Genomic DNA, 21,114 nt, shown 5'->3' with positions numbered 1-21,114 from the left:
CTTTTTTGTTGTAGATCAATACTCAGCCAAGTTGATTTTTTTATAATGACGCAAACTTTATTAAAGGCGCGCGTGATGATTAATTTACCAAAGTGGGATCAAGACTTAATAAACAAATACAATATTTCGGGGCCAAGATACACCTCTTATCCAACCGCCTTGTCGTTTAGTGATGGCTACCAGCAGCATGATTTGATTAAGGCTATCAACTCATCATCAACCAACAGCCTCTCTGTCTATATTCATATCCCCTTTTGTAGCCAGCTTTGCTATTACTGCGGCTGCAATAAAGTGATCACCCGCCATCAATCAAAAGCAGATCTCTACCTCGATTATTTAGAGCAAGAGATCATCGCGCAAGCAGCGCTATTTACCAGTTACCAAGTAGAGCAATTACATTTAGGCGGGGGCACGCCAACCTTTTTAACTGCGGCGCAAATGGCGCGTTTAATTGGCATACTCGAACAGCATTTTAACTTTGCTCATGATGCTGAACGCGGAATTGAAATTGACCCCCGCTCGCTTGCCGATGATATGTTAAAACACTTACGCTTTTTAGGCTTTAATCGTGTGTCATTTGGTATTCAAGACTTCAATGATGAGGTTCAACTTGCGGTTAATCGCCCGCAAAGTGCTGATGCAGTAAAAAGCTTGATCAGTGAAGCACGTGAGCTTGGCTTCAAGTCAATCAATGCAGATATGATATATGGCCTGCCTTTACAAACACCTCAGAGCTTTAAAGAAACCATAGAGCAGCTTATTGAGCTGAGCCCTGATCGTGTCTCTGTGTTTAACTATGCGCATTTACCTGAGCGCTTTGCCGCACAACGAAAAATTAAAGACGCCGATTTACCCAGCGCCCACGATAAACTCTCCATGTTTAAAAATACCCTAGAACAAATGAGTGAAGCAGGATATCAATTCATTGGTATGGATCATTTTGCCAAAACCAGCAATGAATTAGCCGTGGCACAAAATAGCCAACAATTGCATCGTAACTTTCAAGGTTACACCACGCATGGTGACTGCGATTTACTCGGGTTGGGTGTGTCATCGATTTCGCAAATTGGCACCGCTATTTTACAAAATCAAAAACAGCTAAAACAGTATTACCACGCGATAGAAACTCAACACGGCAGTGCAATTACTAAAGGCATGCAACTTGATAATGATGACCTAATACGCGCTGAAGTAATCAAACAACTGATCTGTCATTTTCAGTTGGATATGCAAAGTATTGCTGATAAGTACCAACTCGACTTCACAGACTACTTTGCCAGCTCCCTCAGCGCCCTTGAGCCATTAATTGCTGATGGGATGGTTGTTATCAATGAAAAATTGATCACCGTCACTGCGCGCGGTAATTTGTTTATTCGTATCATTTGCATGTGCTTTGATACTTACTTGCAGCAACACATTAAAAACACCCGCTTTTCACGGGTGATTTAGTTACCACGCACAAAAAAGCAGACCTAGGTCTGCTTTTGCTTTATGTGTTATCACAAATCTAATTAAAAACCACATTCTCGCTGCCTGGCGCTGCTTTGAAATCTTCAAGGATTTTCTCACAATCAGCTTTGATTGCCTCGGCATTACTTTCTTCAGCACGCCAGCGCACAGTATCCTGTTTAAATATTTCTTTTTTAGAATATTTTTTACGCGCATCATGAGTTGGCATTTCTTTTACGACTTCATACATTGCGAATATGCCCGGATAACGTTTTGATAAATCATCATCGTCTGCAAAGCTATATTGCGACATTAGCACCCATATACGCAAGCATCCTTCAGAGTACTCACACTGCTCTTGATGCATTGCGCGAGCGATTAGATGAATGCTATCAGCCAGCTTTGCATTGCGTTCTAAACGCGATTGAGCGAGCTTGGCTTGTTGCTTTGCTTGCTCTTTCGCTATTAGCTTTTTTTGCGCACTGAGCTTATACAGTAATTGGCCAGCATAAAATGCCAGCCCTGCAATGATCACAGCACCAACACACAGAGCTAAGATCAGCATATTCATTATTTATCATCCTCGTCATCATCTAACCACTCGTTGGCTAAATCGTTCGACAAATAATGATCAAAATCGCTATTGCCTTCGTCACTGAACTGTTCGTCAGCAAAGTCATCTGCATCGTCTTCAATGCCAAGCAATTCACATAACTCTTGATGACGTGCAATACGGCTATTAAAGTATTTAGCATCTTTACCAGTTAACATTTGGCCACTTTCATGCAGCTCAACCAGTTTTAATAAACGCTCATCGTTCTCTAGCGCTTCAAGTTCTTGCTCTGGTGAAAGCTCAGGTTGTACGACTTTTTTCAATTCAACTTGTGGCTTTAAGTTACGCTTAAGTTCAATAACCGGCTCAGGCGCAACAGCAATCAAAGGAATTGGCTTTTTGCTGCCAACACGCTTGTCTTTATTTTGCTGATTGGTTTTGCTTTCTGGTTGCAAAGTCTCAATCGAATTACGTGACCCTGGTTTAGCACCTTTGGTTTTTTTAACGCGTTGCTCTTTTAACGCACGCATTTCTTTAAGCTTATCTTGGCTTAAACGAACCGGACCGTTAGACGGGATTTTACGTGACTTTTTCTTTCTGCTCATATCTTGATCATCTCACTTAAGAGGTTTTGCACAACGCGCGTTTTTGGCGTTGCAATGCTGGCCTTGCCAGAAGAATTCGGTTTGTGCGGATTGAGGTTGGGTAACTCGACTACTAGCGCACTTTCTAAACGGTGGCTATTGTAACAGGACAAATAAAAAGGCGGTAGAGAAAACATCTCTACCGCCTGCTAATCTGAGCGACCATTTAACTGGACACTTCTCCCTTCGACTTTTTAGTCTTTATTATTGTTATTATTTTACTTATCCATATTGTTATTATTTTTACCTTCCGTGTAACATTCCATTTTATTGTTATTTTAAACTTCCATGAGATTTTATTATTCTCGGTCTTCATTGACTCTTTTTTAATATTCCCTTGGTGACATCAACCGATGCCTATCCCCGATAATCGTGTCACACTACTTTCCGTGTAGTTTAATCCATTTTGTTCTTATTGTTTCAGCGACAGGGGTTAATTTACGCATTAATAATTTTGTTACAACTAATTTATATAACTTTTCTTACACAACATAAATTGCAACATTGTGAAAACATTAAATTACAACAAGTTATAATAAAAACAAAAATAAAAATAAGATTTAGCTTACAGCTTGGTATGGTCAATGTCTTACAAGAAAGAGGGAAATATCAACTAGAACACGGGTACAAAAAAAGCAGCGTACGCTGCTTTTTGTAACTAATGTAGAGTTTAGTCTTAAAAATAAAACTAAACCATACTACTTTAGTGTAGACCGCCTAGGTACTTCGAAAGCACTTCGATATCTTTGTCTGTTAGCTTTTTAGCAATATCTTGCATCATGCCATTTAAATCATTATTGCGTGTACCATCACGGAATTTTTCAAGTTGTGACTTGATGTATTCAGGATGTTGAAAAGAGATCTTTGGAAATTTAGCTAATGATGAACCATTACCACGAGGGCCATGACATGCTGCACATGCTGGAATACCACGCTCTGCATCACCGGCTTTATAAAGCATGGCGCCAACTTCAACTACATCTTTAGGGGTTGCACCTTCAGACATATTTAGTGACGAAAAATAAGCCGCCACGTCTTTCATGTCTTGATCGCTTAATGGCATTGCCATTGCGCTCATGACAGGGTCCATACGACCTTCTTTACCACCTGAAGTCATGCCTGATTTCAAATCGACAAGTTGCTTATAAATGTAATCTGCGTGCTGGCCTGCAAGTTTTGGGTAGATATTAACCGGCGCGTTACCGTCTGGGCCGTGACAAGCCGCACACGTTGCTGATTTTTCTTTACCTGCGTTTACATCGCCATCAAATGCTGTTGCGTTGCTTGCTGACAACGCACCAAGCAATATAGTTAAAGATAGTGCTATTTTTTTCATGGTGAATTCTCTGTTTCCGACCCTGTATCATCTACAATATGGATGTTGTGATTTATATATTCTACACGATAATAAATTCTCTGGCACGTTTTCTACTCATATTAAACTTATAAATTATAGGGTTTTGACCTAGATTAAGCTTTAGAGCTATCATTTTTGCTTATTTTAGGCTGCTATCTTAGTCCAAATCAGCTTTTTAATACGCCAGTAATAGTATAAAATGCACCGCTTAAGTGAACTTTAATAAGAAAGTTTACTCGCTGTAATACTTAAATTAAGTTTCTAGGAGAGCCTGTGCTCAAATCTCGTATCAAATATAACACTGCGTCGTTCGTAACCAGCGCCCCAGATATCACTAAATTACCTACTGATACGGGAATTGAAGTTGCCTTTGCTGGCCGCTCTAATGCTGGTAAATCAAGCGCCCTTAATGCCTTAACAGATCAAAAGTTAGCACGTACCAGTAAAACACCTGGTCGTACTCAGCTGATCAATACCTTTGAATTAGCTGATGTTGATAATATGCGACTAATCGATTTACCTGGCTATGGGTTTGCTAAGGTACCAATCGAAATGAAAAAGAAATGGCAAAAATCACTTGGTGAATACCTGCAAAAGCGTCAAAGCTTAAAAGGTATTGTAGTACTGATGGATATTCGCCACCCTCTAAAAGATTTAGACCGTGATTTAATTAACTGGGCAACTAGCAGTGAAATTCCGGTGCTAGCGCTATTAACTAAAGCAGACAAACTAAAGCAAGGTGCACGTAAAGCACAAGTTTTGCAAGTTCGTCGCGAATTAAGCACATTAGAGGGTGACATTACCGTACATGCATTTTCATCGTTAAAAGGCACTGGATTACCTGAAGTTGCTAAGAAATTAGATGAGTGGTTTTTAGGACCGATCGTTGCAACCCCGCCAGCTGATGCGGAACCAACAACAGATACTGACGCGTAATTATAGATTAACCATTGTAGTGGGCTAAATAAAAACGCTGGCCCGCAGATTGAATGAAATAGCCTTGCTGATCAGTGTTGGCTATTTCAGCCCACTGATAAAACACACTTCTAGAAACTCGCGCACTACAGCCATTCGGTAATTGAATATATGGCACATCTTGCCCTTGGTAATCTTGCACTTTAATAGGTTGTGCTGGCGTAATTAACCAAGTTCGCGCTAAATTATCGATACAACACAATACTTGGCCTTGCTTCGTCATTTCAAAGCACCAATCAACCACAATAAAAGGTGCATCACGTACTGTGATAGCTATTTTTTCGACCGGTGTTTTTAAATAATATGCTCCCTGCTCCTTACAAAGCACAGCAGCAAATAGCTTAACCATGGCAAGGCGATTAATTTTACTACCTGCGTAAAACCATTCACCTTGTTCATTGATTTCAAGAGGCAACTCACCGCAATGTTGTGGTTGCCACTGTTCGAAAGGCTTGCCTGGTTGCTCAAGCAATTTGGCAAGCTCAGGCAAACTTTGCATTATCTATCTTTATTTAACGTTAATGAAAAGTCTACTGGAATAGCGGTTGCAATTGATGGTAAACCCGCTAATTTTTGTAGCTCGGCAATCCCTTCTGTTACAGCAAAATCACTCGCATTGATGATAATAGGGCTAAGCGATGAGATGGTGATATCACCCATTGGCGACATATTGGCTAACACATCAAATTTAATCTCTTTTTTATTGCCATGAAAATCAAGCTCGGCACTAATACCTTTTAATAGGTGCTGGCCCGGTGCAATGGCTTGTAAACGCTTAGTTAAATCTGCAGTGATAATTGCTTTAGGAAATTTAGCAGTTTCAAATAACAAGTTAGTCATACGCTCATTACGGATTGGGATCATCGTTTCAACAGATGCCAAATCAATTTCGACTTTAAACTGACCTTGATCAGATAAACCACCCGAGACCGATTTAAAGTAATGTGCCTCAGCAATACTATTTGATTTGATCGAGATAAAGCTCACTTTGCTTTGATCATTATTAACATGCCACGCCGCATTCGCAAGTGGTGCCAAAAGTAGACTAGATAGGGACAAAGTGGCGACAGCCATAGTTTTAAACATAACGCATTCCTTTAATAATGAGAATTATATTGATGTTAGCACTGATAGAGTGAAGTGCAATGGCGAGATAAAAAAAACAACCCAGTAAATTAATACTGGGTTGGTATAGCAAACTGGGGAGAAGCTATCAATACGTTGCACCCTTGCGAGTGCATCATCAACAGGATGTCCTACAGGATGAGGACGCGCGGACTTTACCAAACTAATAGTGAGAAATAAACTAAATACAGGTACAAACTAGCAGAATTGATAAACAAATAACGAATCCTACAAATAATATTTTTTTTTAACGCATAATTAACAGCAGCGAGTTAAAAATAAAAAAGCGCCAGAAGGCGCTTTTATAGTCGTCGGCTCAATTAATGAGCTTGTTCCCAGTTGTCACCACTATCGGCTTCAACAACCAAGGGGACATCGAGTTTTGCCGCATCTGACATTAACTGACAAATCTCAGCTGTATATTGCTCTACACAGTCTGTTTTGATTTCAAATACCAATTCATCGTGTACTTGCATTAGTAACTTAACGGTACTTGGTGCCTGTTCATACACCCATTTATTTACCGTTAGCATGGCCTTTTTAATAATATCGGCGGCTGTGCCTTGCATCGGTGCGTTGATTGCAGCACGCTCCGCTCCTTTACGACGCGCACCATTACGGGCGTTGATCTCAGGTAAGTGTAAACGTCGGCCAAAAATAGTTTCAACGTAGCCATTTTCAGCTGCTTTTTCACGGGTTGATTCCATATACTCAAGCACTCCTGGGAAGCGCTCAAAATACTTATCAATATAATGCTGTGCTTCATGGCGTGGTACATCAAGTTGACGCGCGAGGCCAAATGCCGACATACCATAAATTAAACCAAAGTTAACCGCTTTGGCTTTTCGGCGCATATCAGTCGTCACCTCTTCTAGCGTAACACCAAATACCTCTGCAGCAGTAGCACTGTGTACATCAAGGCCATTAGCAAACGCATTGAGCAAACCTTTATCTTGCGATAAGTGCGCCATGATCCGTAGTTCAATTTGACTGTAATCGGCTGCCACTATTTTGTAGCCATCCGCTGCGATAAAAGCTTCACGAATGCGGCGCCCTTCTTCTGAACGAATTGGGATATTTTGTAAGTTAGGATCGGTAGAACTTAAGCGTCCCGTTGCTGTAACCGCTTGATGGTAAGAGGTATGCACACGGTTAGTTTGCTCATTGACCATTAACGGCAGTTTATCGGTGTAAGTCGATTTAAGCTTAGATAAACCACGATGCTCAATGATCACTTTCGGTAATGGGTAATCATGAGCGAGCTCTTGCAGCACTTCTTCAGCGGTAGATGGCGCACCTTTCGGGGTTTTTTTAATAACCGGTAGTTCAAGTTTTTCAAACAACAACACTTGTAGCTGCTTTGGTGAACTTAAATTAAACGGTTCGCCAGCTATGTCAAAAGCTTCTTTTTCCAGCTCAATGAGTCGCTCACCTAAACGTTGGCTATGCGCTGCTAACATTTTACTATCAATTGCGACACCGGTACGTTCAATATCTGAAATAACACTCAGCAGCGGTAGTTCAATCTCTTCAAACACTGATTTAAGCTTTTCATCAGCCGCTATTTTTGGCCATAACACCTGATGCAAGCGTAGAGTAATATCCGCATCTTCAGCGGCATACGGCGCGGCTTTTTCAAGTTCAATTTGGTTAAAGGTTAGCTGTTTCTTGCCTTTACCAGCAATCTCTTCAAAGCTAATATTTTTATGACCTAAGTATTTAAGTGCTAATGAATCCATATCATGACGCGTGCCTACGCTATTAAATACGTAAGATTCAAGCATGGTATCGAACTTTATACCTTTGAGCTCAAAGCCAGCATTGGCTAATACGCTTTTATCGTATTTAAGGTTTTGCCCTACTTTCGCTTTATTTTCATCTGCTAGAATTGGCCCTAGCTTAGCCATTACCGTCTCTAAGCTTAACTGCTCTGGCGCACCTGGGTAATCATGGGCTATAGGTAAATACACCGCTTCACCAGCTTTTACTGCAAAGCTCATCCCAACAAGTTTGGCTTGCATGTAATCAAGGCTAGTCGTCTCGGTATCAAACGCAAAAAGTTCAGCCTTATTCAGTTGCTCAACTAAGGTATCTAATTGTGCCTGTGTGAGAATGGTTTCATAGTGAGCGTCTGCAACCTGAGGTAGTTCATTCGCTTCACTTGGCACAGCCAAATGGGTATCGGCATCTTTTGGATTATCCAGCAATTCAGCCAACCAACGACGGAATTCACATTCGCCATATAAGGCAATTAATTCATCACGATTAGGCTCTTGCAGTTTGAAAGTGTCTAGATCAGATTCAACCTCAACGTCGCATTTGATCGTAGCCAGTTCATAACTTAGTGGTAAATGATCAACAGCGGCAGCCAGTTTCTCACCGATCTTCCCCTTGATCTCCCCAGCATGTTCAAGCACACCTTGTAATGAGCCATATTTTTGCAACCACTTAACCGCTGTTTTAGGGCCGCAGCCATCTACACCAGGAATGTTATCGACTTTATCGCCCATTAACGCCAAGTAGTCGATAATGAGCTCAGGGCCAACCCCAAACTTTTCAAGCACCGTTTCAGGATCTGAAATACTATCAGTCATCGTATTGATCAAAGTGACATGCTCATTAACTAACTGAGCCATATCTTTATCGCCAGTTGAAATCAATACATGACGCTGTTGCTCTGAGGCAATGCGCGCAAATGTGCCAATCACATCATCGGCTTCTACACCTTCGATGCTAATAAGCGGAAAACCCATCGCTTTAATAATATTATGTAGTGGTGCTATTTGCGTACGTAAGTCATCAGGCATCGGTGGGCGATTGGCCTTGTATTCACTGTACATATCATTACGAAACGTTTTCCCTTTAGCATCAAAAACCACCACCATATGACTGGGATCGTACTGCTTGATCAAACTTTTCATCATATTAACTACGCCATAAATAGCGCCTGTAGCCTCACCTTTTGAGTTAGTTAAATGTGGTGGTGAATGATATGCACGAAATAAATATGATGAGCCATCAACTAAAATAAGTGGATTTTCAGGGATCTGAGCCATGGTGTAATTGGATCCTAAATGAGAGAAAACGAAATAATTATAAGCATGCCATAAGGGCACACATAAAACGACTGCCAATTAAACTTTGTTTAAGCAAGCAAATAAGAGCAAGCTGTGGATAACTATGTAGATAACACCCACAAAGGATTCCTCCAAAGTAGTTAAAACTACCTAGAAAAACAGTAAGCGTTTGTTTTATTTAAAAAAGATAATGCGAGGTTCTTTTTTTATTATTTTTATAGCAATGTGGAAAAGCATTTTATCGCTTCCCTTCATTGTGCTTTTTGGTACAACTAATAACGGTTAATTCATCCCTTGTAAATAACCGGACGAGCATTCTATCACAATGGATCAAAGATCATAGTGATCCTTTATAATTTTTTCCTCTTACTCCTCTTTTAAAAAAGCATATAGCACGTTTTTACTCATCCTCAGATGAATTAAAAAAGTAAAAATAATCTTTAATCGATCATCTGTAAGATCATAAAATGATCTTACAAAGGTCACGACGAACACTAAAAAGCCATGCTAAACTAACTTTATGAAACATAAATAAGGGCCAATAATATGAAAAAAATAGCTGTAATTTTAGCAGGTTGTGGGGTTTATGATGGTGCAGAGATCAACGAGGCCGTATTAACCTTATTACACATTGCTAAAGCTGGCGCAAGCTACCAATGCTTTGCCCCTGATATTGAACAATTACATACCATCAACCACCTCAATGGCGAAGAAATGCAGCCAAATCGCAACGTACTGGTTGAAGCGGCACGTATTGCCAGAGGGGATATAAAAGCACTATCCGAATTGGACGCTAATGACTTTGACGCGTTAATAGTACCTGGCGGTTTTGGCGCAGCTAAAAACCTCTGTGATTTTGCCATTAATGGCACACAAGCACAATTACACGCTGAGATGCTGCGTGTAGGAAAAGCATTTGCAGATACTAATAAAGCAGCAGGTTATATGTGTATAGCACCCGCTATGATCCCGTTGATCTACGGCAATGGAGTTAAAGCAACCATAGGCAATGATGTTGATACTGCCGATGCATTACAAAAATTAGGGGCTCAGCACATTACTTGCCCAGTTAATGACATTGTTATTGACGAGCAACACAAACTCGTAAGCACACCAGCATACATGCTTGCAGAATCTATTTTAGATGCCGATGCAGGCATTGAAAAGTTAGTCAGTGCCGTATTAAAAATGAGCTAACTCAAATTTAAAAAAGCCGTAAATCAATTGCTTTGCGAGAGCGATTTTATTGCGCTGGCGCAAAAAAGAGTGTTTTTTCATAAGAAAAATCCATCGTAGCGTTTTATAAATTGCGGCTAAGCGTTATAATCGTTCTAAATTCCGTCATCTATCGTGATTGATCACGTTCAAATCGAAGTGAGCAAGGCAAAATGAAAAAACTATCAGCTGCATTATTATTGCTAGCAACCACCGCATACGCACAGCCATATGATAACTCTATGACTGAAGATGCGATCAAAAAACGTATCGCACCAGTTGGTGCCGTTTACTTTGAAGGCGATAAAGCAGCCGTTGCTGAAGTGCCAACAGGTCCTCGCACTGGTGAACAAGTTTACCAAGCTGCATGTTTTGCATGTCATGGTACTGGCGCACTTGGTGCTCCAAAATCAGCTGATGATTGGGCTCCACGCTTAGCTAAAGGTGCTGATACACTTTTAAATCATGCTATTAATGGCTTTAATGCAATGCCGCCAAAAGGCACATGTATGGATTGTTCTGATGATGAGCTACAAGCCGCCATTGAGTTCATGAGCAAAAATTAATACTTAATACTGTACTGTATTTTTATAAAGGCTGATTTAAATCAGCCTTTTTTATTATAAAAATAAAGCATCCCCTACCTTTATCACTATTTATTATTATCACTTTCTAATACTATTGTCCGCTTGACGATTCGCCTAAAAAGTGAAAATATAAGCCCAATAAATATACAATAATAAAAATCGGTTACTGTCATTGGAAGATAAAGCGGCTTTATTACATAAACTAGAGCATAAGAATAATCGTTTAAAAGCTTTAGTCCAAAAATATAAGCAATCCCACCACTTACAAAATGCCCTGATCCAATTATCAGAGCAAGCCAGCTCTGTTGCCGAATTAACACTACTGTACCCTGCAATCCACAATATTTTGCAAGATTATGTGCCTAGCAAAAGCTTTTACGTGGTGCTATTAAATCAATTTAGTAACACATTGGAGCTTTCTTATTTTGCTGATGAAAAAGATGGTATTTCGGTGCCTCTTAATCAAGATCACAATTTTATTCAAGGCGTTACTGGCTATGTGTTTAAACAAGGCAAAACCACCTACTTCCAAGGTGAAGAAATGCAAGCCGCTGCGGATAAAGGATTATTCAAAGTACTTGGCACACCCGCAGAACACTGGGTGGGTGTACCTGTATATCGAGAGAAGCGCATTATCGGAGTGCTAGTCGCACAAAGCTACGATAAAGAACAGTGTTACTCTGAGCAACAAATTGAACTTCTGGAAGTGATGTCTTTATATTTATCGACAGCTATCGAGCGGGTTAAAAAGCGTGAACTGCTAGAATCAGAAGTAAAAATAAGAACCCGCGCTTTAACGCAAAGTAATGAAGCACTTAACCTTGAAGTAGAGCAGCATAAAAAAACCCTCGCACGGCAGCAAATTCTATTTAAAATCTCAGAATTAGCAACACAAACTAAGCACATTGATGAAGTCTACTTACAAGTACATGAAATAATAAAATCAATAACTTACGCTAAAAACTTATATATTGCTTTGTACGACCGAGAAACCGGCTGGTTAAATTTCCCCTATTGTGTGGATGAATTTAACGAAAACACCAAGCCGCGCCCTTTTGCTAAAGGTTACAGCGAACTGGTACTTCGTACCGAGCAAACCCAATTAATCGACTCTGCTCGTGCCGAGAAGCTTCTAAAATCTGGCGAAGTAGAACGCCCAGAGCCTTGCACTGACTTACATTCAGCAACCAGTTGGCTGGGAGCACCACTTAAAACTGCGCAAGGTGTTATTGGCCTAATAACCTGCCAAGCATATAATAATAAACATGTTTTTGACCAAGACGATTTTGAACTTATCACCTTCGTTTCACATCAGATCGCCACTGTTTTGCAGGCTCATTTAGCAGCCCAGGCCTTAAAACAGAGTCATCAACAGTTAGAACATAGAGTCGCAGAAAAAACCAAAGAAATTCGTCAAACCAATATGCATTTACAAATGCAAATTGAAGAGCGTAAGAAAATAGAACAACAGCTATACCATGATGCCCATCATGATCCGCTCACCGGATTACCTAACCGTAGTTTATTCTTAACTCAGCTAGAAAAAACCTTACAGCATTATCAACGCTACCCTGAGCAGCAGTTTGCCGTACTGTTTATCGATTTAGATAAATTTAAGGATATTAACGATCAATTAGGACATCAAGCGGGGGATCAGTTTTTAATTGGTGTTAGCGAGTCGTTTTCGCAGTGCATTCGTGAGCATGATTTACTTGCTCGCTTAGGTGGCGATGAATTTGTAATTTTATTAACTCACTTAACCGATCGCCAGCAAGCAGAAGATGTAGCTAAACGCATAATAGAACTGATGAAAAAACCATTTTGCATGAAAGGTATTTGTGTACAAAGTGGTGCAAGTGTCGGCATTACCTACTCTAAAACAAGCTATAAGCATACTGATGAAATTATTCGTGATGCAGATGCCGCTATGTATTACGCCAAAAATGCAGGCCGCAGCCGCTTTGAGTTTTATCACCCCTTACTCAGTGCTGGCACGAGTACTTATGAGTTAGAGAGTAGCCATCACTTAGATTCTTTACCAATGCACTTTCGCTGCTCTGAAATCATCACCCTCGATGAACAGCATCAATCGGAATCTTTACTTGAAGCATTCGGCGAGCATCCTGTACTTGGTAGCACTAGTTTTGAAATCTTAAAGAAGTTTGCCGCAGATAAAGCACAGCAACTCGAGGTTGAACTACAATTATTAACCAAAGCCTGCCAACAGATCCAGGCAGCGCAATTGGATAAGGTGTTATTTCCATGCTCTGGTCTATTACTTGAGAAAATTGAGTTTCAAGCATTGTGTCAAACGATGCAAAGTCAGAGTATAAAAAAACAAATTTGTTTATTATTTAATGAGCAAGAGATCCGTTACGCTTCCGCTGTGCAAATTAGTAATTTGAAAATGCTCAGTGAGCTAGGTTATTCAATTGGTTTAAATGATTTTGCCAAAGATCGTTGCGAACTTAATTTACTTTGCGAGCTTAATTTTGATTATTTACTACTTAGTTCCACTTTTAGTAAACGAGTGCTACAACAAAAAAGCTTTGATTTACAACTGCAAGGCATACTCGCAATTACTAAAATAAAACAAGTTAAAGTGATCGCAAAAGGCCCTTCAATCCTCAATTATAGAGCCTTGCTCGACAGCCATGGGCTAATGCTATTCATAGGTAAGCAGCATGCCATTAATAGCCCCACTGCAACATCTGCGCCTGCTACCGAGCAATTATTAAATTAAGCGTAATTCAGTTACTCTGGCTTTTTCAACATCGCGCGTAAATTAGCAACTCTAGCTTGACCTTTTTCCATTCGCTCGGCTTGGGTATTCGGTGCTTTTTTATTTTCAAAGGCCAAATCATCTTGGGGTAATTCTTGGACAAACCGGCTCAACTCGGTTTGCGATGTTTCGCCAAATTGGCGACGAATTTTCGCATAGGTCATGGTCAGCTCTTGCTGCGCGCGGGTAATGCCTACATAGGCTAAGCGGCGCTCTTCATCAACGTTATCTTCATCAATACTGACCTGATGTGGCAATAACCCTTCTTCCATACCCACCATAAACACATAAGGATATTCTAAACCTTTTGATGCATGTAAGGTAAGTAATTGTACTGCATCGCTTTCGTCTTCTTCTTCATTGCGCTCTAGCATGTCACGTAGGGTTAACTTACTAACCACTTCCGCTAGCGTCAGCGGTGGATTATCCGCATCTCCTGTGAGCATATCAGTGATCCAGCGATATAACTCTGAAACATTTTTCATCCGCATTTCGGCTGCTTTAGCGCTGGGCGATGATTCGTACAAGTATGCTTCATAATTGATTTGTCTTACTAAATCTTTGACGGCTTCAAGCGTATCACCACGCACTGCATTGTCCGACAGTTCAACCACCCAGCGAGCAAAGCCCGCTAGCGAATTTAACCCTCGCCCTTTTAAGCGATAGCCTAAGTCATTATCAAAACAGGTGGCAAATAAACTAGCATGTTTTTCATTCGCCAAGGTTCCCAGTTTTTCAAGCGTCACTGTGCCAATCTCACGGCGCGGCGTATTTACGATACGTAAAAACGCATTATCGTCATCTTGATTCACTAGTAAGCGTAAATACGCCATGATGTCTTTGATTTCAGAACGAGAGAAAAACGAGGTACCACCACTAATTTTATACGGAATACGGTTGCTCATTAGTGATTTTTCAAAGCCTCGGGCTTGATGATTACCACGGTACAAAATAGCGTAGTCTTTATAGCTAGTGCGCTTCATAAACTTATGCGAGATGATCTCTGCAACCACACGCTCTGATTCGTGTTCTTCATCACGACAGCCAATCACTTTGATCGGCTCGCCATAACCGAGTTCACTAAATAGCTTTTTCTCAAACTCATGGGGGTTGTTGGCGATCAAAATATTGGCTGCTTTTAGAATTCGCCCAGCACTGCGGTAGTTTTGCTCAAGCTTAATCAATCGTAAGCCCGGAAAATCCTTACTCAACAACACTAAGTTTTGCGGTCGTGCCCCACGCCATGAATAAATTGATTGGTCGTCATCGCCTACCACAGTAAAGCGAGCGCGTTCACCTACAAGCAACTTAACTAATTGATATTGGCTGGTATTGGTATCTTGATATTCATCCACCAGTAAATAGCGAAACCGCTGCTGCCAACGCTCGCGAGAGGGAGCATTGGTGGTGAGTAAAATAGTCGGGATCATGATCAAATCATCAAAATCGAGTGCATTGTAAGCACGTAGCTGAATTTGATAACGAGCATATAATTGCGCAAATAAAGCTTTTTGTGGTTCACGGGCCTCACGAATGGCTTGCTCTGGTAGAATTAATTCGTTCTTCCAACTGCCTATTTGCATTTTCAGTAGATTGAGTAGATCTTTGTCTTTCTTTAATTCTTCTTCAGTTAAGTCACCTAATAACTGATTGGTGTCTTGATCATCAAATAACGAAAAACCCGGTTTAAAGCCCAGCGTTGTAAGTTCTTTTTTAATGATCTCAAGCCCTAAGGTATGAAAAGTTGAAACCCATAAACCTTTTGATTCTTGCTTACCTAACGTTTGCATCACCCGCTCACGCATCTCTTTAGCCGCTTTGTTAGTAAAGGTCACAGCTGCAATATTTCGCGCTTGGTACTCACATTTTTGCACTAAATAAGCGATTTTATTAGTAATTACACGAGTTTTTCCAGATCCCGCTCCAGCCAATACTAAGCATGGCCCACTAATGTATTTTACCGCTTCATCTTGTTTAGGATTGAGTTTCATATTGACCAAAGAGATTGCATAAAGACGGGCAATTTTAACGTAATCACTACAATACGCCTAGCCAATAAGGTAATATTAGCTATTATCATTTTAGTGACAGTGAGGGAAGAACATGATCAACCCAGCAAAAATTGAAGAAATTGCCAAACAGATTTCAAGTAATATGCCACAAGGTGTTAAAAACCTTGCCGATACCTTTGAAGCAAAAACCAAACAGGCCATTCAAAACAAACTTGCTGAGATGGATTTCGTCAGCCGCGAAGAGTTTGATGTACAAAGCCAAGTATTGATCCGCACCCGTGAAAAACTCACTGAGCTTGAAGCTAAAGTCGCGCTACTTGAGCAACAATTGGTTGCTAAAAATAGCGATGATGCACAATAAGTGATTACAAACAGATCATTATAAAGCAGCTACATTAGCTGCTTTTTTATTACCTATAAAACAGTAAACTTGCAATCACAGGCACATATATATACGATTCATATACGTTTTATATACAGGCAGTGTTATGGGTATCGTAAAAATTAGCGACCAACTCCACGAAGAAATACGCAAAGCCAGTACCACTATGGTGCGTTCAATCAACTCACAATCTGAATACTGGATAAAAATCGGTATGTTAGCCGAATTAAACCCAACCATGACCTATGCTGAAATTATCAAGCAACAACTTGCGCAAGCTGATGTTAGTACTGGGGAGTCCAGACATGAGTGACATAATTATTAAAACCCCTGAGCAAATAGCGCTTATGCGAGAGTCGGGCCGTTTACTTGCCAAGGTATTTGCTTACTTAGATCCCTTAGTGATCCCTGGGATCACCACCATGGAAATTAATGATTTAGTGGAACGCTATATTGTCGACGACCTTGCCTCGCGCCCAGCAAGTAAAGGTCAATACGATTACCCTTATGTATTAAACAGTTCGGTTAATGAAGTGGTGTGCCATGGTTTTCCAGATCCTAAACGAGTATTAAAGTCTGGTGATATAGTCAATATTGATATTACGCTTGAAAAAAACGGTTACATTGCCGATTCCAGCAAAATGTATATGCTTGGTGAAGTATCCCCGCTGGCAAAGCGCTTGGTTGATAAAACTTATGAAGCGATGTGGCAAGGTATCAAGATGGTTAAACCTGGAATTAGGCTAGGCGATATTGGCAATGCCATCGCAAACTTTGCTCATAGTAATGGTTATAGCGTAGTCCGTGAATATTGTGGCCATGGTATCGGCGAGCAAATGCATGAAGAGCCACAAGTTTTGCACTATGGTAAGCGCAATACTGGCGTGCAACTAAAAGAGGGCATGACCTTTACCATTGAACCTATGATCAACCAAGGTGCGGCAAAAATAAAAACCAAACCCGATGGTTGGACTGTCGTTACTCGCGATAAAAAGCTCTCTGCTCAGTGGGAGCATACGATTGCCGTCACCGCAGATGGCTATGAAGTGCTCACCTTACGCGCCGAAGAAAACACGATAAGCACTAAGTAAGCAGGCTAAATATATGGCCATTTTATTGTTAAATGATCCATTACCTCATTTAAACTTTCAAACATTTGCACCCGATCAGCGCTTAGCTGATTGGGTGCAATGCTATTGGAAAATAGGCTTTAAAAATACGCAAACAGCGCAGTTATTTAAAGAAAAACGCTACCCTGATGCAGGTGCAAGTCTAACAATTGATTTAAGCCTTACCACGCCTGTAATTACATTCGCATTTAATCGTCATACTCAGGCTAAAACCTTCAGTACTTTAGATTCTTTACTAAGCGTTCGCTTCGCACCTTGCGGCGCATATCACTTATTAGGAATATCCTTACACGAACTAGCTGAAAAAGATTACTTACTAGGCCACGATTTTACGCCAAGCTGGTATAGCAGTTTACTAGCCTGTGTTGAGAAAATGCAAAATAGCCCATTGACAAGCCAACTGTTCTTTCTTGAACAATGGTTACTAACCCAAGCAATGAGTAAGCAGTTGGTTGCCAACAACACCCTAAAAGTCATTAAGCAACTGGTACAACTTAATGACTGCGCAACCGTTGTAAGTAAGCAACTAGGGCTTACTCGGCGAACACTTGAACGTCGTTTAAAAAAAGAAGCGGGGGTGAGTCCAGCTCAATTACAGCAGTTTTATCGCCTCAAAAGCGCACGTACCTTACTCGCTGATAGCCAAATATCAATGACTGATATTGCATTACAATGTGGTTACTATGATCACGCTCACTTTTGTCACGCCTTTCACAGTTTTACTTTTGAAACACCCCTGCAATATCGTAAGCGAAAAGCATCAAAATAGTGCTGAATTTACTTGCCTAGCAAGCTAGCATATATAGCTAGCTTGCTTGCTAACAAAGCAATGGCGCTACAGCGCTCCAACGTAGCGATCAAATACTTTCAATGCCGCACTTTTATAAGTATCAGTTACTTCATCGGCACAGGTCACAACGGACTCTAAATCATTTAAGTGACCATTCGCTAAACCATAAACCCAACCATGAATGGTCAGATCTTGGCCTCGCAACCAAGCTTCTTGAACAATATTAGTACGGCAAACATTGCGCACTTGCTCAATAACATTAAGTTCAATCAAGCTATTAAGGCGGTCTTTCTCAGCTAGAGCATCTATTTTTGCAATGTATTTTTCTTTTACATCACCGACATGACGTAGCCAGTTATCAATTAAACCAAACTTAGCATCGTTAAGCACCGCCTGCACGCCGCCACAGCCATAGTGACCTACCACCATAATGTGCTTTACCTTTAGCACTTCAACAGCGTACTGCATCACTGACAAACAGTTGTGGTCGGTATGCACCACTACATTAGCTACATTACGATGAACAAATAACTCACCAGGCATTAAATCAACAATTTCATTGGCAGGTACCCGAGAGTCTGAACAACCAATCCACAAGTACTCTGGATTTTGTTGCATTGACAGAATTTTAAAAAATTCTGGATCATCTTTACACGTGCGTTCAGCCCAACGTTTATTATTTTCGAATAAATTTTTTAACTTTCTCATGACATCTCTTTTCTATCTTTGACGGTGGCTTGAATCAAAATATTGCGCGGCGTTAAGTGTTTTTCGCAAAACGTCTGCACAGTGACTTGATAACCTTGTTGTTGCAAATATAAAGCACGATCGAGCACAAGCCAAACTTCAATTGCCCTTCTAAACACATGACGGACCAGTTCAATACGCTCAGTTACTTTTTTGCGCATTTCCCCTTTAGCCAAAAAGTAATCATAATCAATGTATTGCGGTAAACTCAATGATTTTTTGTTTGCAGCCCATGCACAAAAAGCTTTAAATGAATCTGAAAAAATCGCCTTGTTAACTGAAGGCACTCTAACGTAATGCTGCTCCCCAGTCAGTGTCTTTCTAAGGGCATCAAAACCTAACCGCCACTGCACTTCGGTTCTACGTATTTTATCAACCCGTGAGGGCGCCGTTACGGTCTCTTGCAAGGCTAACTTTAAATCACGGTGAGTTAACTTTAGCTTACTAAGACGAGCAAGCTCGCTCATTGCTTGATAATCATTGTCGGTAAATAAATGATAACAACACGGCGACAAGCTAATTTTTTGTGTTTGCGCGCTTACGGCACAATTCATAAAGGTTTGATGTAATGCCCCGCATGCATGCAGTGCTACCGCATGTTGGCGCGGCTTAAAATACCCTGTAACTTCATCAACCAGCACATCAGCTTGGCTAAAGCGCATAGCCAGCCCTTGTTGCTGGGCACTGTGCTGACCTTGCTCACATAAATGCTGTTGTAGTTCTATACTGTGAACTTCTGGTGCTTGATTATAGGCCAACATACGCCCTAAATGACCTTTCCCTGCGCACCATTCTAGAACAGGTAAAGTAGGAGCTTGCCCGAGTGAAGCAACAAAGTCTTGCAGCTGCGTGAATTTGCGACCCTTAATACCATTGCTGATCCAAAATGGATACTCGGTGCGAGTCACTAAGGCTTGAGGTAGCTCACACAACGCAGCTAAATCGTTAATGACGGGAACATACGGGCTAATAAATTGATACAGTGCAGGCTGATCACTATCGAGATCTGCAACCTGTTGATCATCCAAAGCCGTCAAGGCTTGCTCTAGTTCAGGCCATGGCAATTGATCAAAATCGAACGCGGTGCATTGCCAATATTGGCGAGTGTCGTGTAATAAATTATCTAAGGCTGTAAACTGCTCAGCAAGGTTCATGTGATTTTGTGATGGTTTATTCGTTTAAGCATTATACGCTTTTTCTTAGCATCAAGCGTAAATAAAGTGGAATGGATAACAAACTAATTATAATTGCGGCTATTAGCATCCAAGACATATTAATTTTTTCGGGCTCAGCATACTGATAAATAAAGCCATCTTGCGCTTGATTAAAAGCGCTTTGCTCTATTGCGTATAAGTCAGCAATCAAACGCCATTTCGCGATCGACATTGCGCCTAGGTTCGTCCCTGCAGGTAAAATATAATCACTCAACACTTCAGCTTCATAAGCGAGTTGAGCAAAACTTCTATCAGGTGCGTATTGATGCTGGGTTAATGCAATTGCTTCATCCATATGCATCATGGCATAGCGCCATCCCTTTAAACTGGCTTGATAGAAAGCCTCTACCTCTTGTGGGTGCTGCCTGAGCATATTTTCAGTCGTGTAAAGAATGTCACTGTAAACATTAATGCCATATTTCTGCGGACAAATAAGCCTATGATCTATACCTTGCTCACGCATCGTATACGGTTCATTCGTCACATATACTTGCATCGCATCAATGGCGCCTGCTAACCAATCTTCACTACTGCTATCCCCTGCATAAGCTGGTAAATCATCTGTTTGGATACCACTGCGTTCTAACATCACCAGTAATTCAGCATTTTCTTTACGGCTAATACTACTAATACGTTTATCAGCAAAGTCTCGAGGATGAAAAATATCAGAGCTTTTTTTTACCATCCAACAATAAGGCGAAAACTGTAATATAGCCGCCATTGCTACTAGCGGTTTACCCGCAATACGCTGCTGTAAAATACCCGAATGCGCCACACCAAACTGTGCTTGGCCTGACAGCACATTAGAAAAAGTATCTGGGTTATCAGGATCGGCAGGTAAAATTGTTACATTTAACCCAGCTGCTTGGTAAAAGCCTTGTTGCTGGGCCATATAATAACCAGCAAATTGAAATTGATGGGTCCACTTTAGTTGTAAAGTGATATCAGTCGTTGCACTGCTTTGTCCGCAAAAAATAATCAATGCAGCGGATAACTTAAATTTCAGTCCTTTAAATAGCAAAGCATGCTCTAATTAGTTTAATTATATTAACCTAACTATAGATAAAATATTCGA

Annotated in this window: 19 protein-coding genes; 9 read left to right on the top strand and 10 right to left on the bottom strand. The window is 40.7% G+C overall.

Annotation, left to right across the window (positions count from 1 at the left end; genetic code table 11):
* The first annotated feature begins 75 nt into the window (after positions 1 to 75).
* Positions 76 to 1,449, top strand: a complete 1,374-nt coding sequence (hemN, locus tag KAN5_RS16345; RefSeq protein WP_016709563.1) for an oxygen-independent coproporphyrinogen III oxidase — start codon at positions 76 to 78, stop codon at positions 1,447 to 1,449.
* Between the two features lie 58 nt (positions 1,450 to 1,507).
* On the opposite strand, the gene KAN5_RS16340 is transcribed toward hemN, so the two are convergent.
* The 3 genes from KAN5_RS16340 to KAN5_RS16330 all read right to left on the bottom strand — a co-directional run bounded on the left by KAN5_RS16340 (position 1,508) and on the right by KAN5_RS16330 (position 3,982).
* Complete coding sequence (locus KAN5_RS16340; RefSeq protein ID WP_085999752.1) at positions 1,508 to 2,023, bottom strand: DUF2489 domain-containing protein; 516 nt, start codon at positions 2,021 to 2,023, stop codon at positions 1,508 to 1,510.
* Positions 2,020 to 2,607, bottom strand: a complete 588-nt coding sequence (gene yihI, locus KAN5_RS16335; RefSeq protein WP_016709565.1) for a Der GTPase-activating protein YihI — start codon at positions 2,605 to 2,607, stop codon at positions 2,020 to 2,022. The genes KAN5_RS16340 and yihI overlap by 4 nt, the downstream gene beginning before the upstream one ends.
* Before the next feature lie 742 nt (positions 2,608 to 3,349).
* Positions 3,350 to 3,982, bottom strand: a complete 633-nt coding sequence (locus tag KAN5_RS16330; protein ID WP_016709567.1) for a c-type cytochrome — start codon at positions 3,980 to 3,982, stop codon at positions 3,350 to 3,352.
* A gap of 294 nt (positions 3,983 to 4,276) precedes the next feature.
* Here KAN5_RS16330 and yihA point away from each other — a divergent pair, with 294 nt between their 5' ends.
* Positions 4,277 to 4,939 carry a ribosome biogenesis GTP-binding protein YihA/YsxC gene (yihA, locus tag KAN5_RS16325; protein WP_016709568.1) on the top strand — a complete coding sequence of 221 codons (663 nt, stop codon included), beginning with the start codon at positions 4,277 to 4,279 and terminating at the stop codon, positions 4,937 to 4,939.
* Between the two features lie 7 nt (positions 4,940 to 4,946).
* On the opposite strand, the gene KAN5_RS16320 is transcribed toward yihA, so the two are convergent.
* The 3 genes from KAN5_RS16320 to polA all read right to left on the bottom strand — a co-directional run bounded on the left by KAN5_RS16320 (position 4,947) and on the right by polA (position 9,159).
* On the bottom strand, positions 4,947 to 5,477 hold the full coding sequence (locus tag KAN5_RS16320; protein WP_244390122.1) for a DUF1285 domain-containing protein: 531 nt from the start codon (positions 5,475 to 5,477) through the stop codon (positions 4,947 to 4,949).
* Positions 5,477 to 6,064 carry a YceI family protein gene (locus KAN5_RS16315; RefSeq protein ID WP_244390121.1) on the bottom strand — a complete coding sequence of 196 codons (588 nt, stop codon included), beginning with the start codon at positions 6,062 to 6,064 and terminating at the stop codon, positions 5,477 to 5,479. The genes KAN5_RS16320 and KAN5_RS16315 overlap by 1 nt, the downstream gene beginning before the upstream one ends.
* A gap of 359 nt (positions 6,065 to 6,423) precedes the next feature.
* Positions 6,424 to 9,159 carry a DNA polymerase I gene (gene polA / locus KAN5_RS16310; protein WP_244390120.1) on the bottom strand — a complete coding sequence of 912 codons (2,736 nt, stop codon included), beginning with the start codon at positions 9,157 to 9,159 and terminating at the stop codon, positions 6,424 to 6,426.
* Between the two features lie 567 nt (positions 9,160 to 9,726).
* Here polA and elbB point away from each other — a divergent pair.
* From elbB to KAN5_RS16295, 3 genes are all read left to right on the top strand, one after another.
* Positions 9,727 to 10,377 carry an isoprenoid biosynthesis glyoxalase ElbB gene (gene elbB / locus KAN5_RS16305; RefSeq protein ID WP_016709572.1) on the top strand — a complete coding sequence of 217 codons (651 nt, stop codon included), beginning with the start codon at positions 9,727 to 9,729 and terminating at the stop codon, positions 10,375 to 10,377.
* Between the two features lie 191 nt (positions 10,378 to 10,568).
* Positions 10,569 to 10,961 carry a cytochrome c5 family protein gene (locus tag KAN5_RS16300; protein WP_016709574.1) on the top strand — a complete coding sequence of 131 codons (393 nt, stop codon included), beginning with the start codon at positions 10,569 to 10,571 and terminating at the stop codon, positions 10,959 to 10,961.
* Positions 10,962 to 11,154: 193 nt separating this feature from the next.
* Positions 11,155 to 13,725, top strand: coding sequence for a diguanylate cyclase (locus tag KAN5_RS16295; protein WP_016709575.1), 2,571 nt, complete (start codon positions 11,155 to 11,157; stop codon positions 13,723 to 13,725).
* Between the two features lie 11 nt (positions 13,726 to 13,736).
* Here the strand turns inward: KAN5_RS16295 and rep are convergent, their stop codons facing one another.
* Entirely contained in the window at positions 13,737 to 15,755 is a 2,019-nt protein-coding gene (gene rep / locus KAN5_RS16290; RefSeq protein ID WP_244390119.1) for a DNA helicase Rep, read from the bottom strand.
* Positions 15,756 to 15,867: 112 nt separating this feature from the next.
* On the opposite strand from rep, the gene KAN5_RS16285 reads away from it, so the two are divergent.
* The 4 genes from KAN5_RS16285 (at position 15,868) to KAN5_RS16270 (ending at position 18,057) form a co-directional block, all read left to right on the top strand.
* Complete coding sequence (locus tag KAN5_RS16285; protein ID WP_016709577.1) at positions 15,868 to 16,137, top strand: accessory factor UbiK family protein; 270 nt, start codon at positions 15,868 to 15,870, stop codon at positions 16,135 to 16,137.
* A gap of 127 nt (positions 16,138 to 16,264) precedes the next feature.
* Positions 16,265 to 16,471, top strand: a complete 207-nt coding sequence (locus KAN5_RS16280; RefSeq protein ID WP_016709578.1) for a ParD-like family protein — start codon at positions 16,265 to 16,267, stop codon at positions 16,469 to 16,471.
* Positions 16,464 to 17,249 (top strand): type I methionyl aminopeptidase, encoded by a 786-nt coding sequence (gene map, locus KAN5_RS16275; protein ID WP_016709579.1) that lies wholly within the window; start codon positions 16,464 to 16,466, stop codon positions 17,247 to 17,249. Before KAN5_RS16280 ends, map begins: the two co-directional genes overlap by 8 nt.
* Positions 17,250 to 17,262: 13 nt before the next feature.
* Entirely contained in the window at positions 17,263 to 18,057 is a 795-nt protein-coding gene (locus KAN5_RS16270; protein WP_244390118.1) for a helix-turn-helix transcriptional regulator, read from the top strand.
* Between the two features lie 66 nt (positions 18,058 to 18,123).
* Here KAN5_RS16270 and can read toward each other — a convergent pair whose 3' ends face one another.
* Genes can through KAN5_RS16255 form a run of 3 tightly spaced genes read right to left on the bottom strand, consistent with a single transcriptional unit; the run spans position 18,124 to position 21,021 of the window.
* Complete coding sequence (gene can / locus KAN5_RS16265; protein ID WP_016709581.1) at positions 18,124 to 18,786, bottom strand: carbonate dehydratase; 663 nt, start codon at positions 18,784 to 18,786, stop codon at positions 18,124 to 18,126.
* Positions 18,783 to 19,979, bottom strand: a complete 1,197-nt coding sequence (locus KAN5_RS16260; RefSeq protein WP_244390117.1) for a methyltransferase — start codon at positions 19,977 to 19,979, stop codon at positions 18,783 to 18,785. Before KAN5_RS16260 ends, can begins: the two co-directional genes overlap by 4 nt.
* 31 nt (positions 19,980 to 20,010) lie before the next feature.
* Positions 20,011 to 21,021, bottom strand: coding sequence for an ABC transporter substrate-binding protein (locus tag KAN5_RS16255; RefSeq protein ID WP_050901597.1), 1,011 nt, complete (start codon positions 21,019 to 21,021; stop codon positions 20,011 to 20,013).
* Positions 21,022 to 21,114: the final 93 nt, after the last annotated feature.

It is taken from the genome of Pseudoalteromonas sp. KAN5 (assembly GCF_022846535.1).
Classification (GTDB): Bacteria; Pseudomonadota; Gammaproteobacteria; order Enterobacterales; family Alteromonadaceae; genus Pseudoalteromonas; species Pseudoalteromonas haloplanktis.
Note: the sequence above shows the minus strand (reverse complement) of the source record. Positions and strands in the feature narration are given on the sequence as shown.